The organism is Limnospira platensis NIES-39 (assembly GCF_026000695.1).
Classification (GTDB): domain Bacteria; phylum Cyanobacteriota; class Cyanobacteriia; order Cyanobacteriales; family Microcoleaceae; genus Limnospira; species Limnospira platensis.
On the sequence record NZ_AP026945.1, the window covers coordinates 375319 to 389600 of the forward strand.

At 42.3% G+C, this 14282-nt stretch carries 12 protein-coding genes; 9 read left to right on the top strand and 3 right to left on the bottom strand.

Features of this window, described 5'->3' with window-relative positions:
• Nucleotides 1-144: 144 nt before the first annotated feature.
• Complete coding sequence (locus tag N39L_RS01850; RefSeq protein WP_014274107.1) at nucleotides 145-438, top strand: hypothetical protein; 294 nt, start codon at nucleotides 145-147, stop codon at nucleotides 436-438.
• Here the strand turns inward: N39L_RS01850 and N39L_RS01855 are convergent.
• A complete protein-coding gene (locus N39L_RS01855; RefSeq protein WP_081471263.1) occupies nucleotides 431-1978 on the bottom strand; it encodes a DUF2079 domain-containing protein in 1548 nt (515 codons plus the stop codon). The genes N39L_RS01850 and N39L_RS01855 overlap by 8 nt on opposite strands.
• A gap of 291 nt (nucleotides 1979-2269) precedes the next feature.
• Between N39L_RS01855 and N39L_RS01860 the strand changes: the two genes are divergently transcribed.
• Both N39L_RS01860 and N39L_RS01865 read left to right on the top strand, forming a co-directional pair.
• The gene (locus tag N39L_RS01860; protein WP_006619251.1) at nucleotides 2270-3457 is read left to right on the top strand and encodes a histidine kinase; all 1188 of its coding nucleotides are present in this window, start codon (nucleotides 2270-2272) and stop codon (nucleotides 3455-3457) included.
• 158 nt (nucleotides 3458-3615) lie between these two features.
• Nucleotides 3616-4806 (top strand): RNA-guided endonuclease InsQ/TnpB family protein, encoded by a 1191-nt coding sequence (locus N39L_RS01865; protein WP_014274109.1) that lies wholly within the window; start codon nucleotides 3616-3618, stop codon nucleotides 4804-4806.
• A gap of 230 nt (nucleotides 4807-5036) precedes the next feature.
• Here N39L_RS01865 and mutT read toward each other — a convergent pair whose 3' ends face one another.
• The gene (mutT, locus tag N39L_RS01870; protein WP_006617775.1) at nucleotides 5037-5453 is read right to left on the bottom strand and encodes an 8-oxo-dGTP diphosphatase MutT; all 417 of its coding nucleotides are present in this window, start codon (nucleotides 5451-5453) and stop codon (nucleotides 5037-5039) included.
• Nucleotides 5454-5528: 75 nt separating this feature from the next.
• Nucleotides 5529-6488, bottom strand: coding sequence for an RNA polymerase sigma factor, RpoD/SigA family (locus N39L_RS01875; RefSeq protein WP_043467940.1), 960 nt, complete (start codon nucleotides 6486-6488; stop codon nucleotides 5529-5531).
• Nucleotides 6489-7092: 604 nt separating this feature from the next.
• Between N39L_RS01875 and N39L_RS01880 the strand changes: the two genes are divergently transcribed.
• The 6 genes from N39L_RS01880 to N39L_RS01905 all read left to right on the top strand — a co-directional run bounded on the left by N39L_RS01880 (nucleotide 7093) and on the right by N39L_RS01905 (nucleotide 14278).
• Nucleotides 7093-7860, top strand: coding sequence for a proteasome-type protease (locus N39L_RS01880; RefSeq protein ID WP_043468855.1), 768 nt, complete (start codon nucleotides 7093-7095; stop codon nucleotides 7858-7860).
• A 99-nt stretch (nucleotides 7861-7959) separates the two neighbouring features.
• A complete protein-coding gene (locus N39L_RS01885) occupies nucleotides 7960-8919 on the top strand; it encodes an ABC transporter permease (RefSeq protein WP_014274112.1) in 960 nt (319 codons plus the stop codon).
• A gap of 309 nt (nucleotides 8920-9228) precedes the next feature.
• Nucleotides 9229-10125 carry an ABC transporter permease gene (locus N39L_RS01890; protein ID WP_014274114.1) on the top strand — a complete coding sequence of 299 codons (897 nt, stop codon included), beginning with the start codon at nucleotides 9229-9231 and terminating at the stop codon, nucleotides 10123-10125.
• A 100-nt stretch (nucleotides 10126-10225) separates the two neighbouring features.
• On the top strand, nucleotides 10226-10876 hold the full coding sequence (locus N39L_RS01895) for an alpha-ketoglutarate-dependent dioxygenase AlkB family protein (RefSeq protein WP_014274115.1): 651 nt from the start codon (nucleotides 10226-10228) through the stop codon (nucleotides 10874-10876).
• Between the two features lie 198 nt (nucleotides 10877-11074).
• The gene (locus tag N39L_RS01900; protein ID WP_014274116.1) at nucleotides 11075-13261 is read left to right on the top strand and encodes a dynamin family protein; all 2187 of its coding nucleotides are present in this window, start codon (nucleotides 11075-11077) and stop codon (nucleotides 13259-13261) included.
• A 39-nt stretch (nucleotides 13262-13300) separates the two neighbouring features.
• Nucleotides 13301-14278 carry a hypothetical protein gene (locus tag N39L_RS01905; RefSeq protein ID WP_014274117.1) on the top strand — a complete coding sequence of 326 codons (978 nt, stop codon included), beginning with the start codon at nucleotides 13301-13303 and terminating at the stop codon, nucleotides 14276-14278.
• Nucleotides 14279-14282 lie beyond the last annotated feature (4 nt).

Consider the following 14282-nt stretch of genomic DNA (forward strand, 5'->3'; position numbering starts at 1 on the left):
GATGCACGAATTTTCGGGGAATTGGGGGAAGTCCCAAAGCAGTGTCTTGACAAAATAGACATTATGTGCATACCTCCCCAATCAGGGTATAGGATAGTCTAAGGAGTTAAGGGGTGGTTGTAAGAGGAGAATGAGACAGAAGCCATGAGATTTTTAGTCTTAGGTTTAGTGCTGTTTGGGTTATTGTCAGTGACGATCGCACCAGTTTCAGAAGCTGGGATATGTCGAATGTTTGATCATCACCAGATATGTATAATTAGCATCAAACGCAGCGCCAAATACCATTGGGAATATAGGGCGAAATTGAGTATTGACGGGGTAGCGCAGGGAGAGTGGATTTATAATTGTCGCGATCGCCTGCGGGTGAGTTCAGACGGAAAACAGAGTAAAGTTCAACCCCACAGTTTTGGGGAGTATCTTTGTCGGAGAGTTAACTAATAACCTCTTGTCGAAATTCCCCCCAGGCTTCCATAGCATTAGGGTCAGAAGGAAAACCCCGGCGCATTAAAAGCAAGCCATTATCGAACTGTAAAATACCATATTCTTGAGTAGAAGTCAAGCGATCGGTAGTTTCTACGATCGCACGTAAAGCATCACGATCGCCACTAAAAGCGACCTGATAGCGTTGAAGTTGCCACAAATCAGCAATAATATAATCCATAGCCACCAACTGACCCTGATCATTGATTAATTGATACAGAGGGAAGCGTAGAACCTGGCGGCGACTGGATAAATGAGGAATTAAATAAGTAGTTCCCGCCACACTAGCATCAGGGGGAATTTCGGCTAAAAGCGATCGCATATTTTGAGACCGTGGCCATTGTTCAGTCAAAGAAACATAAACCCAGGGTTGAATGGAATCAGGGATTAAAAAATACAGAGTTCGATTGGGATTAGAAGTGATGGTAAATATCAAAGACAGACAGATACAAGCGACCCAAAAACGGCGAAATTTGGGAGAAGGTAACTCAGCTTCTGGGGATTTTTCTTGTTGTTTAGCCCACCACAAAATGCTACCATAAAACAATCCGGGAACTACGGTCATGGCGTAGCGAATTGTAATAGCTAAAACGGACATTCCTTGAGCAGAAAACAACTTTAATAAAGGAAAGCCGGCAATCATCCAAGAAGCGGGAGCGATCGCCGGAATAAAAGCCAAAGGCAACCATTGACCCAAAAGATATGTAATAGTGCGACCAAAGGGAGTAAATAACTGCTGAATAAACCGCAAGGGATTACTAACCATCCCCCAAATAATTTGTAAAGTCGAGGCTTCATCTCCCTCGGCGTATTGACCAAAGCGTTCCATCATGAACCGCTGGGAGATATCCGCCGAAAACAAGGGCATAATCAGATTAGTTAAAACCAGCATATAACCGAAACTGAGAACACAGACAATCAAGCCACGGCGGGGGAATCTGTGGCTGAGAATCATATAAACTCCCACGCCAAATAAAACCACGCCAGCATCTTCTCGCACCCCTAAAATCAAAACGGAAAATATCCAGAATAACCACCACCAACCTTTCTCCATAGCCAAGAGAAGGGTAAACACAAATAAAGGAATTTGGCTGACATCGTGAAAATTAGCTAAAGTGGGACCGATAACTGCATTAGCGCCATAAAAACTAACTACAATTAAGGCAGATAGAGGCGGTTCTAAGTATTGTCTGGCTAGGAGGTAAAGAACTAAACCCGCAGCAGTTACCAAAGTGACCTGTAAGACGCTGAGGGTGACAGGAGAGGGAAATATTGCGTACAGGGGTAGCCATAGGAGCAAAGCGGGGGTAAAGTGTTGTCCGAGGCGGTGATAGGAAACGTCGGGGAACTGGCCTTGGTGGACAACATTAGTAGACAGGGCGGAAGATAGGGAACTCTGAAAAAAACGGCCGTGGATACCATTCCAGAAGACTTGGTTAAAAATGCCCTGATCATAGGAAGCATAAAAGGTGAAGTAGCGGTGCAGTAACAAAACCATACAGATGCCCCAAAATGCGATCGCACTACCTAGCAACAGTTTCAGGGACGGGTTTTTATGCCAGTTGACCAAGATAACCACTCCATCTTAAATTAGCTCAAATCATTAATATCTCATATTTACGGCAGATAGGGGTCAACTTGATTAGCCATGATGTCAAATCACAGGCTAGAATCTAAAGCAGATATTAAATTGAGTCAACCAGTAAGCGCTAGTATCATCCCCTAGCTCTTCATATTCCAGCAGCAGTGTCGAATTGATCAGGTCTTTTGTCCCCATTGAAAGTCATTCATGGAAGTCGGAACTACCCATAGCAAGACCAACTCTGAAGAATGCTTACAGCTTTTGCTGTTTGTCGATGGTCGCCCTAGCTCCAGAGAGCAAGTCCAACAAATATGTGAATATCTCGAAGTCCTTAAATCTGAGGACAGATTTGATCTGCAAATTATTGATGTGGGAGAGCAGCCCTATCTGGCTGAACACTTTAAGTTAGTTGCCACCCCGGCTTTGGTCAAAATTCATCCCTCACCCCGACATATTCTAGCGGGTACTGATATTGTTAAGCAGCTTAATGAATTTTGGCTACGGTGGCAGCAATCTCTTGAACAGTATCAAACTCAGCAGCCATTTGAGGCGAAAGGTTCAGTTAAAAATTATCGCTCTGTTGCTGACCTCAACTATATTGCAGAACTAATCCGACTCAGTGACGAGGTGTTTCGCCTCAAGCAAGAAAAAGAACAATTGCAACAACAGGTAAGTTTTAAGGATCGGATTATTGAAATTTTGGCCCACGACCTCCGTAGTCCTTTGACCGCCGCCTCTCTGGCTTTGGAAACTTTGGAAAATAGCCAAATCGCCGGAGCGCCTAACTCTAAGAAATTTACACCGGCTCTCAAATCTCGCTTAATTAAACAAGCTCGTACTCAGATCCGTCAGATCGATAGGATGATTACTAATATATTAAAGGCGGCTACTGGTCAGAGTTCTCGGTTACAACTGCAACCTTTGCAATTGTCACTGTTAGCATTTTTTCAGGAGATACTACCAGAGTTTGATGATCAGTTACAGGCGAAATCTCTGGAACTCAAAACGGATTTACCTACTGATACTCCTTATGTCTATGCCGATCGCGAACGGATTCGTCAAGTTATTGTTAATTTGTTGGATAATGCGATTAAATATACCCCAGAGGGTGGCACTATTTGGGTGTCTGTCTTGCATCGGACTACCCAAAAAATACAGGTCAGTATTTGTGACAGTGGCCCCGGTATTCCTGAAGAAAATCGCGATCGCATTTTTCAGGATCACTTCCGTCTCGAACGGGATGAGTCCCTCGATGGCTATGGTATTGGTTTATCCCTGTGTCAGAGAATTATCCATGCTCACTATGGTCAGATTTGGGTCAGTTCTACCTCTTCGATGGGCGGTAGCTGTTTTCACTTTACCCTACCTGTTTATGACATTTACCCTACCTTTTAAGTCAACTTGTTGATTTTTTGTTCAATTTAACAAAATGTGGCGGAATTCCCCTTCCTCGCTTGCAGGGAGGGGATGAATAGCAACCAATAAACAAACTGAGCGATAGCGAATCCTCGGATGATCAGCTACAATGTTATCGGCAACAGCAAATCAAGATAATGTATAAGGGGTACAAGTATCGCATCTACCCAACCGACGACCAAAAAGCGTCTCTCGCCAAGGCGTTTGGATGCTGTCGTTGGTATTGGAATTTGGCACTCAACCTATGCCAAGAAACATATCTCAAGACAGGCAAAGGATTATCTCGTGGATATATCCAGGGTCTGTTGCCAGGGTTAAAAAAGGAATACCCTTGGCTAACGGATGCCTATTCCCAGTCTTTGCAAGTTGTTGCTCTCAATCTTTCCACTGCCTACAAAAACTTCTTTGAGAAGCGGGCGCAATTGCCCCGTTTCAAGTCAAAGCATGGTCGGCAGTCATTAAGTTATCCCGCCAACGTTAAGTTTGAAGGAGACTATATCAAACTACCTGGGAAGATTGGGCTAGTCTACTGTCATCGTCATCGAGAATTTGAAGGGACAATCAAAACTGTAACTGTCTCCCAAAATTCTGATGGACAATACTATGCTTCGGTATTGGTGGATGATGGGAAAGAAACTCCGAGTCAGTCTACCGAAGGTAAAGCAGTTGGCATTGACGTTGGATTGACTCATTTCGCCATTACCAGTGATGGGTCAAAGTATGATAATCCCAGTCATTTCGCCAAACATTACCGTAATCTTAAACGCCAACAAAAAAAACTATCCCGTAAGCAAAAGGGCAGTCATAATAGAATTAAAGCCAAAGTAAAGGTAGCTAAAGTTCATAGCAAGATTGCCCATTGCCGTGAGGACTTTCTACACAAACTATCCCGCCAGATAGTCAACGAAAACCAAGTTATTGCTGTAGAGAATCTGAATGTAAAAGGGATGGTACAAAACCGCAAACTAGCCAAGGCGATTAGTGATGTAGGCTGGGGAATGTTTACCACAATGCTTAAATATAAAGCGGAGTGGGAAGGAAAAACCTATATTGAGGTTGACCGTTTCTTTGCATCCTCTAAAACCTGTCACGTTTGCCTCAACCGAGTAGATAGTTTGTCGTTAGATATTCGTCAATGGCAATGTCAACATTGTGGGACTTTTCATGATCGAGATGTCAACGCGGCACAAAATATCAGAAATGAAGCCTTGCGGATATTGTCGTTGGGAACCAGCGATACTGCCTGTGGAGGGAATGTAAGACAACCTGGCAAAACATCGGTTTTGTTAGATGCAGTTCCCGTTGAATCAGGAAGCCCCATCCTCTAGGGCGGCAGGGTGGGGTAGTTCACTTCGGAAAATTCGCGCTTGAGGGGTTGACAGGGGTGAGGATTAGCGGTAATATATTGACAATACGCTGAATAATGGGATATTTGCAAAAATAAAAAAAGTGCAACCATCCCATTATATTAAAATAGTACCGCAACTGCACCGAAAAAGCCACCCCTCCCCCCAAAAAAGCGAAAATTTTAACATTTCTTAAAATTTCGTTACAAAAGTTAACAATGTAGCTGTCGAAGAGCGGCAATAATCTTCTGATTAGCTTGAGGAAAGGAAAACTGATCAATTTCTGCCAAAGTAACCCAGCGAATTTCTTGACATTCTATTGTTTTAGGTACTCCGTAGAGATGAGTGCAGTTATAGGCTTCAAGTGTAATCCGAAAATCGTTATAGGAGTGTTCAACAGTGATCAGATGGTCTTGGACAGCGATCGCAATGCCAATTTCCTCAGAAATTTCGCGTCGGATACAATCTTGAACAGTTTCACCGGGTTCAATTTTACCACCAGGAAACTCCCAAAGTCCGCCCATAACACCTTGAGGAAGACGTTTATCAATCAAAATATGTCCGTCATCGTTCCAGATCACAGCAACACCAATAGATTTATGGGGAACAGCAGATAAGGTTTCAGACATGAGAGATTGAGTGATAGTGAAAACAACTGGGGAAATAGTTAATTTCCCCAGAGTAGAATCAAAAAAAGTAGATTATTAACTAGCTAGGTAATCATTAACATCCTGTTTGCGCTTACGAAGTTTGGTCAAAGCCTCCCGTTCAATTTGTCGGACTCTTTCACGACTGATATTAAGGCGATCGCCAATTTTAGCGAGAGTTAAAGTCTGTCCATCATCCAAACCAAAGCGCAGAGCTAAAACCTGTCGTTGCTGGTCAGTAAGATCAGTCATCAAAGATTCTAAATCTGATCGCAAAGAAGAATTAAGAGCAAACTGCTCAGGGGAATTGGTAGTATCTTCCAACAGGTCAACCAATTCCGTATCCTGATTATCACCAACCCGCAGATCGAGAGATAAAGGAAGACGTGATTTTTCGAGATACTCACGAATCTGCTTAGGAGTGAGATCCAACTCAGCAGCCAATTCATTCATAGTAGCTGCTCGGCCTAACTGTTGTGCAAGTTGACGTTGTGCCTTTTTGATTTTATTAAGTTTTTCTGTGATATGAATCGGCAAGCGAATAGTACGGCCTTTTTCAGCGATCGCGCGGGTAATGGCTTGTCGAATCCACCAATAGGCATAGGTAGAAAACCGATAACCCTTAGTAGGATCGAACTTTTCAACTCCTCGTTGCATCCCGATAGTACCTTCCTGAATGAGATCGAGCAGATCCACATTGCGCTTGATATACTTTTTGGCCACAGAGACCACCAGACGCAGATTAGCCTCTACCATCTTACGCTTGGCTAATTGACCCTGATGCAAGATATGTTGCAATTGTGCCACAGACAAGTTAACTAATTCAGCCCATTGAGCCTCAGTAGGTTCATAGGCTAATTGTTTAGCCAACTCATTGCGTTTTTCCTGCAATAAAGTTGCCTGTTGTACCTGTTTACCATAGACAATTTCTTGCTCATGGGTCAGCAGAGGAACACGACCAATTTCTCGCAGGTAGGCCCGCACCGAGTCGGTGTCCGAGGTTTTAGCAGTTTTCATGGCATCTCCCCGATAGCTCTGACAAATTAAGCCCATAACTTGAACTGGAAATAAAAGCGACGGGCAATCACGCTTTTCTCCGATGTAGCAGCCAGGCATCCTTAGTAGCCCAGCGCCTATCAACGCCAAGGCGTTTACATTACTCAACGTTATGTTACGAATGTTAACATTTATGAGACCAAATGACCATCCTTTTTTCGATTGAATTTTTATAATTTGCCAAATCAATTGGTTTGAGGGTAGCCCGTAATCAATTCTGCAATTGCATCATGGAAAACAAAATGGGATCGTGAGCGGATAATTTTAGCCCCCTCGCCATATCCGTCCCAGGGGATAGTCAGCTACAAACTGTGCATTGTTTCTAGGTTCAATAGTGAGGTATTGTCAGAAGTGACCAATAATTTGGGGTAAAGCCCCACCCTATAGGGGTGGCCAGCAATCAATCCTCAGCCAACTGGGTCTGTCTGTAAGGTGTGTCAGTTGTGGATAGTTTTCGGTTATCCGGTTATTTTTCTCAATCTGACGCACCCTACTAATCCTAATAATCTCCCCGTCTCTATGAAACGCGGGGAATGTCAATATGCCCTTATCACTTCCTCCGGTTATGACCTACTGTCTCGGTATAATTACTTCTTACGGCTTTGTAATGGCTGCCGACTCCCGCACCAACGCAGGAGTTGATTACATTTCTACCTATCGCAAACTATTTGATTTTTCTAATCCTGGGGAAAGGGTGATTTTACTCTCTACCGCCGGAAACCTATCTATCACCCAGGGAATTATCAGCACACTAGAGAAAGACCTCAAAATTAACGACAATCAAAATCTCCATAACCTCGAATCGATGTATGATGTCGCTCGTTATGTAGGTGGTCAACTGCGGCGAATGCAAGAATTTGATGAAGCCTCCCTCAAAAAGCATAACATTGATGCTAGTTGCACCTTGCTCTTAGCTGGTCAGATTAAAGGTCAAGACCCCGCCCTATTCCTGATCTATAATCAAGGCAACTTCATCCATGCCACCAAGGACACCCCCTTCCTGCAAATTGGGGAGACCAAATATGGTAAACCCATTTTAGATCGTACCCTCAGTTTTAATACCCAATTAGAGGCGGCCGCTAAATGTGCCCTTTTGTCTATTGACTCTACCATGAAGTCTAATATCTCTGTGGGTCCCCCTATCAATCTGGCTATGTATGAAAGAGATACTTTTGTAATTGATAACTGGCTGCGTCTGCGTCTGGGAGACCCCTACCTAGCCAAAATTAGGAAAATGTGGGAAGACTCCCTTAAACAAGCCTTTGAACACATTCCCAGCATCAACTGGCAACACCGGGAAGACCAATCCTCTGAGGATATTCTGATTGACTGAGTTGGGGCAAATATCCCTCAGACAAGGTAAACCTCACCCCAGGCTTACCTTGTCTATATCACTCAATCTATCTATCTAATCCATCATCAAAATTAACCGATGACTAGATATATTATTAATCGCTTATTAACTGCTATTCCTACTTTGATAGCCATTAGTGTTGTATTATTTCTAGTCTTGGCATTAGCCCCCGGCGACCCTATGGGAGAGTTCGCCTCTAACCCTTCTATTACCGCCGAAGTTCGCGAAAATATTAGGCGATCGCTAGGTTTAGATCAGCCGATATGGATTCGCTATTTTAAGTGGGCTTGGTCATTTTTACAAGGGGATATGGGCTACTCTTTTACCAGCAGGGTTCCTGTCAGTGAACTAATTAGCCAACGACTACCCACCAGCCTCTGGATAGCTGGTTCTGCGTATCTTTTGGCAGTCATTATCGCTTTCCCCTTGGGCATAATTTCCGCCATCAAGCGCTATTCACTATTTGACCAACTAGCTACCACCTTCGCTTTTTTGGGATTCTCCCTGCCACCTTTTTTTACGGGGCTGTTATTTATTATTATCTTTAGTGTTAATCTCAACTGGTTTCCGTTTATCTATAATAGTAACCTACAGGTTACTAACTTATCCACATTCTGGCAACAAATTCAACAGTCAATAATGCCAATTTCGGTATTGGCATTATTCCAATCAGCCGTGTTAATGCGATTTATTCGGTCGGCTATCTTGGAGGAGTTAAACCGCGATTATGTCCGCACCGCACACGCTAAAGGATTACCTAATTTTCAGGTGATTAACTTTCATGTCTTACGCAATGCTTTAATTCCTGTTATCACTTTAATGGCTTTAAATATCCCGGAAATTTTTACGGGCGCATTGGTTACAGAGCAGGTGTTTAGAGTCCCCGGAATTGGCGCGCTTTTGGTCAATTCTATTTATCGTAGTGATACCCCAGTCGTCATGGGTATTACCTTTGTTTATGCGGTTTTGGTCGTGTTTTTTAACCTCATTGCTGATATACTCTATGGATTTTTAGACCCTCGCGTTCAATATAAATAGCTCAGGATGATTGTTAAGTTATGTAAAGAAATGTTAAGAAATGTTGCAAAAAATTTTTTTTGGCGGGGGTGGTGGCTTTTTGGCTTGACTTGTGATATCATTTTACATAATGGGAATAGTTGCAAAATTTTTATTTATGCCAATACCCAATTATTTAACCTATCTGTCAATATAGTATCATTAGTTGCCCGCACTTGTCAACCCTCAGCCCTGATCTGGATGAACAATTTTTTTTAAATTGATGAAAACATCAACTTGATCAGATAAAATAAAGGTTAATGAATTAATCGGCAAAATATTAAAGGTGATATGACTAATGATGTGTTGAAAACCCGCAGTGTATTGTCAGATATATGGGTAAGATTTCGGCGGGATAAAATGGCGGTAATTGGTAGTTGTGTGTTACTACTGATTATAGTGTCTATTATATTCGGTCCAATGATTTATACGACACCAACGGATCGGATTGATTTTGGTAATTCTGTGTTACCTCCTAGTTGGAATCATCCCTTTGGTACTAATGATTTAGGACAAGACCAATTAGCGAGGATTCTGAGGGGTGGACGCATTTCTTTAGCGGTGGGTTTGGCGGCGATGTTAGTGGCGATCGCTTTAGGAACTTTCATGGGTGCGATCGCCGGATTTTATGGAGGTATTATAGATAGTATATTAATGGGAGTAACGGATTTATTTTTAGCGTTACCGCAACTGCCGATATTATTATTAGTAATTTACTTATTTCGGGAACCGATGAGAGCGATCGCCGGTTCCGAAGCGGGAATTTTCATTTTAATTGTATTAGTAGTAGGGGGACTTAATTGGATGTCTGTAGCCCGATTAGTGCGGGCGAGTTTTTGGTCAACGAGAGAGATGGATTTTGTGATAGCAGCTAAGGCGATCGGGGCTAAACCGCACCGTTTAATTTTAGTTCATATTCTCCCGAATGTTCTGACTCCGATTATTGTCGCAGCGACCCTATCAGTAGGAACAGCAATTATCACGGAATCAACCCTAAGTTTTCTAGGGTTAGGATTTCCCCCAGATATTCCCACCTGGGGAAGGATGTTATATGATGCCCAAAACTACATAGAAACCGCGCCGCACATGGTTATATTTCCCGGTGCTGCCATTTTTTTAACAGTAATTAGTATTAACTATATTGGCGATGGATTACGAGATGCACTAGACCCCAAATCTCATGTTTAATCCTGATAATTGGCACTGAGAAATAGGCGTTTATGCTAAAATATGGGTAATCAGATAAAAGCAGCATTTTTCAGTAATTAATTTTGATTTTGGTGGAATTATGTATCAGCAAATGAGACTGTGGGATAATCAACCAGATATCAGCCATCCTAGTTCAGTGAAGGATTTAGGTAAAAAAGTGATTATTGATACTGATGGTTTGGTCATATTGTATGGCAATTTTTTGACGTTGACAGAAAGCGATCGCTTATTTTGGGAGTTGTATAAATCCCTTAATTGGAGACAAGAAGAGATTAAAATATTTGGAAAAATCAGACCCATACCGAGACTGACAGCTTGGTATGCAGATGCAGGAAAATCCTATACATATTCAGGCATCAAACATCATGCACAACCCTGGAACCCGACACTTAAATCAATCAAATCCCAGGTTGAAGATATAGCGGAAGTGACTTTTAATAGTGTTCTAATTAATCTGTATAGGGATGGAAAAGATAGTATGTCGTGGCATAGCGATGACGAACCAGAACTAGGTAAAAATCCGATGATAGCGTCAGTCAGCTTAGGGGGAACCCGTCGATTTTCTGGGAAGCATAAAATCCACAAAAACCTGAAATTTAATATTGATTTAACCAGCGGTAGTCTGCTGTTAATGAAAGGGGAGACTCAGCACTTTTGGCAACATCAAATCCCCAAAACTTCCCAAGTTGTGGAACCGCGAATTAATTTAACTTTTAGAATGGTTAAATAATCACAATAAATCAGATATTTAGGAGGCGATCGCCTTGGCCACAAACCATCTCGCGCCCACCCCTAAGCTAGATTTAGGTGTGAATTTAGGCATTGGGTATTAAAATTTAATTAAGAAATCCGGTTGCTCAGACTTGAGGGATATTTTATGGTATAGTATCCGAAAAAGTTTACCATTGAATATCATAGAGACTTGGGCATGAACAAGAGCGAAGAAATACAGGGTATTATTGCCCAACGTCAGCCCCTCGCCGAAAAGCTGGCAGATATCGAAACGGGTTTATCATCCCTGTGTGGTTTGATTCAGGGTTGCGAACAAGAACGCGATCGCCAGCTTGAATATTGGTCGGGGGATACCGCAACCGAGGCAAAACTCCGAAATCTCGACTTTGCCAAATTTGAGGAAATTGCCAGTGCTTCTCTGGGGTCATTGCACCGACTCCAGGGCAGATTTTCCCGCAAAACCCTTAATATTGGGGTGATTGGGCGCACGGGACACGGCAAAAGCACCTTGTTACAGAGTTTGACGGGACTGAAAAATGATGTGATTCCGGCAATGCCGGGGAAGACTTGCACGGCAGCCCGTAGCACCATTTGTCATCAACCCGGAAATTTGACCACCGCCGAAATTCAATTTCACGATCTCGAATCTTTTTTAACCGAGGTGATTATTCCCTATTACGAGAAACTCAGACTCACCCCGGTTCCGCGTTCTTTTAAGGAGTTTGCCGATAGCGCCATTCCCAGTTTACCCAGGGGCGAGGATGAAACAGACAGTAATATTTATAAACGCCTCAAAGAGGATTATCACAGCAATGGGAAAAAATATAAAGAATACTTGGGGAGGGGTTCTTTAACCATTCAAGACGAGTCGCAGATTTCTGATTATGTGGCGTCAAAATATAATCAGGATGGTCAACTGATTAACCATGAATGTTTGGCGGTGAAGCACGTTAAAATCTCTTGTCCGTTTCCCTTGGATGAAATCGGCGCGATCGCTTTAGTAGATGTTCCCGGTTTAGGGGATTTTCGCTTAGCAGATGAGAGTTTAGTCATTGAAGCCCTAGCCCAAGAAGTAGATTTTATTCTATTTATTCGCAAACCGTCCAAAGACCGGGCAAACTTCGAGCAAAGCGATACACAATTATATGATTTGGCGAATAAAGCGTTAAACGATTTGCCGTCTCGGTCTATATTTGTTCTGAATGCCGATCACAATGGGGAAAATCTGGAAAGTTGCCGTTCTCTGAAACGGGATATTGATTCAGAAACGGTGAAAATGCCCGTGTTAGATTGTGTGATTGCTGACTGTTATTCCCAGGAAGAAGGGAATAACAAAGTGCTTCAGGCAGTTCTGGATAATCTGCGATCAAACGTGACGCAACTAGACCGGAATTATACCCAACAAAAAATCGCCGATTTGCAAGCCAGTCTCAAGGAATTAAAGCAGCAATTGCAATTAGCCCAAGCCGCGTTACCGAATATTGATAACGAGAAAAAAGATGATCGGTATTATGCTTTGTTTAAGTCTTTGTATAAGCAAATGAAGCGTGAAATTGAGGCATTGCTGAGACAACTCGAAGAAAATCGCCCGGAAATCGATAAAAATCTTCAAGCTGCAATTGAGCGAGTGATTAAAGAGTGTAAGAGTGAAAATATAATGCCTACTCTTACAGAAATTCAAGAGCGAAGAGATGAAGAAAAATCTTACGATATAGCGTATAAACAATACTTAAATGAATTAAGAGCCAGTTTATCTAGTCGCTTTCTAGATATTGACAAAGGATTGGCTGAAACAATTGAACGGACTAAAACTGAGGTGGCTAATGTTCTAGTAGAAAAATGTGATTTAGGTGGAATAGCACCAGGTCGTGGTTCAGATTTCATCAAGGAAGTGGCGAGCCAAATTCCCTTAGAATATACGGAACTGAAAAAAGGGTTTGATATTCTCTCAGGATTTAATCTGTCTTATCGCGGATTAATTCAGCATCGGATTCGGTCGAAATTAGATCGGTTAACCCCGGATAAAACCGCAAGCTTGAACATAAAAGGGGCAAACGATCAAATGATTTTAGAAATTATTTTAGAACAGTTAAAAGAACTGTATCAGGAAACCATTTATGAATGTGAAAAGGCCTTGACTGGATTTTTATCCGAACCGAGTCAAGCATCATTTGCGATCGTTGAAGAATTTGCTGATCGCGTTTTTCGGGCTAAAGACGTAGAAAATGATTGGTATTCATTTTTGATGAGAAAGCGGGATAAGATTTGGAGAGAGTTTGAGAACCTACAAAAGCAAATTGATGCTATTCAAGAATGGTCAAGACTTTTAGAATCGGTTTCTGGTCAGATCAATGATTTAGAAGCATCATTAAATAATTTGTAGAACCATCAAATAACCAGAGTAACTTTGTGAGGATAGTCAATGACATCTTTTTGGAAAAACCTATTTCGCCAGGAACTACCAGTGCTAAACGTCACCATGTTGGGGCCGGGTGGTGTAGGTAAAACTAGCTTACTAGCAGCCATGTATGACCAGTTTGATAACGTCAGTCAGGATTTACAACTGCGGGCTGAAGAACAAAGTAAATCTGAGTTAAAGACAAGACTCAAAGAGCTTAAAAGTATGGTGGAATCCAGCAGGAGTATCAAAGTGAAAGATGGGGTTAGCGGAACGAAAGGTGAACCCCGCTCCTTTAAGTTTGAGTTTGGACAAACCGGAACTGCTCCAGCTTTAGAAATTAATTTCCAAGATTATCCAGGAGGATGGTTAGAAGGAGATGAACACAAAAAACAAGTCAAAGCCTTGATTCGAGACTCCGTAGCCGTGTTGATTCCTATTAATACCCCCCCTTTAATGGAAAGGGAAGGAAAATACCATGAGAAGTTTAATCAGCCAACACAATTAAATGATCTCTTCAAAACTATCTACAAGGATTTAGATTCGCCCCGTCTGGTAATCCTTGCACCGGTTAAATGTGAAAAATACATGAACAACCCCCCAGAGCTATTTAAAGAGGTGAGAGAAGGCTATAAACAAATGCTGAATCAGTTTGCCAGTGAGAAGTTATTGCCAAAAGTGGCGGTGGTGATTACGCCAGTGCAAACCGTTGGCAGTGTAGTGTTTTCACGAGTTGAAGAAATTGATGATCAGCCAATTTTTTACTATCGCAAACCGCAGCCCAGCGACCCCTATCAGCCGAAAAATACGGAAGTTCCTTTACGGTATCTATTGCGCTTTTTGCTGAAATTACATCTGGATACGAGGCGGGCTTCTATATTCACCAGAATTCAGGATTCTTTTGGTCGAAATGTTGGGCTGCAAAATGCGGTGAGTCGCTTTGCAGAACCGAGAACCGATGAAGCGGATATTATTCAAGGAATAGAGTGGTTGAAACTATAAGAGG

Coding starts and splice junctions, on each gene's coding strand:
- N39L_RS01850 (WP_014274107.1), top strand. CDS start 145: ATGAGATTTTTAGTCTTAGGTTTAGTGCTGTTTGGGTTATTGTCAGTG.
- N39L_RS01855 (WP_081471263.1), bottom strand. CDS start 1,978: ATGGTTTTGTTACTGCACCGCTACTTCACCTTTTATGCTTCCTATGAT.
- N39L_RS01860 (WP_006619251.1), top strand. CDS start 2,270: ATGGAAGTCGGAACTACCCATAGCAAGACCAACTCTGAAGAATGCTTA.
- N39L_RS01865 (WP_014274109.1), top strand. CDS start 3,616: ATGTATAAGGGGTACAAGTATCGCATCTACCCAACCGACGACCAAAAA.
- mutT (WP_006617775.1), bottom strand. CDS start 5,453: ATGTCTGAAACCTTATCTGCTGTTCCCCATAAATCTATTGGTGTTGCT.
- N39L_RS01875 (WP_043467940.1), bottom strand. CDS start 6,488: ATGAAAACTGCTAAAACCTCGGACACCGACTCGGTGCGGGCCTACCTG.
- N39L_RS01880 (WP_043468855.1), top strand. CDS start 7,093: ATGACCTACTGTCTCGGTATAATTACTTCTTACGGCTTTGTAATGGCT.
- N39L_RS01885 (WP_014274112.1), top strand. CDS start 7,960: ATGACTAGATATATTATTAATCGCTTATTAACTGCTATTCCTACTTTG.
- N39L_RS01890 (WP_014274114.1), top strand. CDS start 9,229: ATGACTAATGATGTGTTGAAAACCCGCAGTGTATTGTCAGATATATGG.
- N39L_RS01895 (WP_014274115.1), top strand. CDS start 10,226: ATGTATCAGCAAATGAGACTGTGGGATAATCAACCAGATATCAGCCAT.
- N39L_RS01900 (WP_014274116.1), top strand. CDS start 11,075: ATGAACAAGAGCGAAGAAATACAGGGTATTATTGCCCAACGTCAGCCC.
- N39L_RS01905 (WP_014274117.1), top strand. CDS start 13,301: ATGACATCTTTTTGGAAAAACCTATTTCGCCAGGAACTACCAGTGCTA.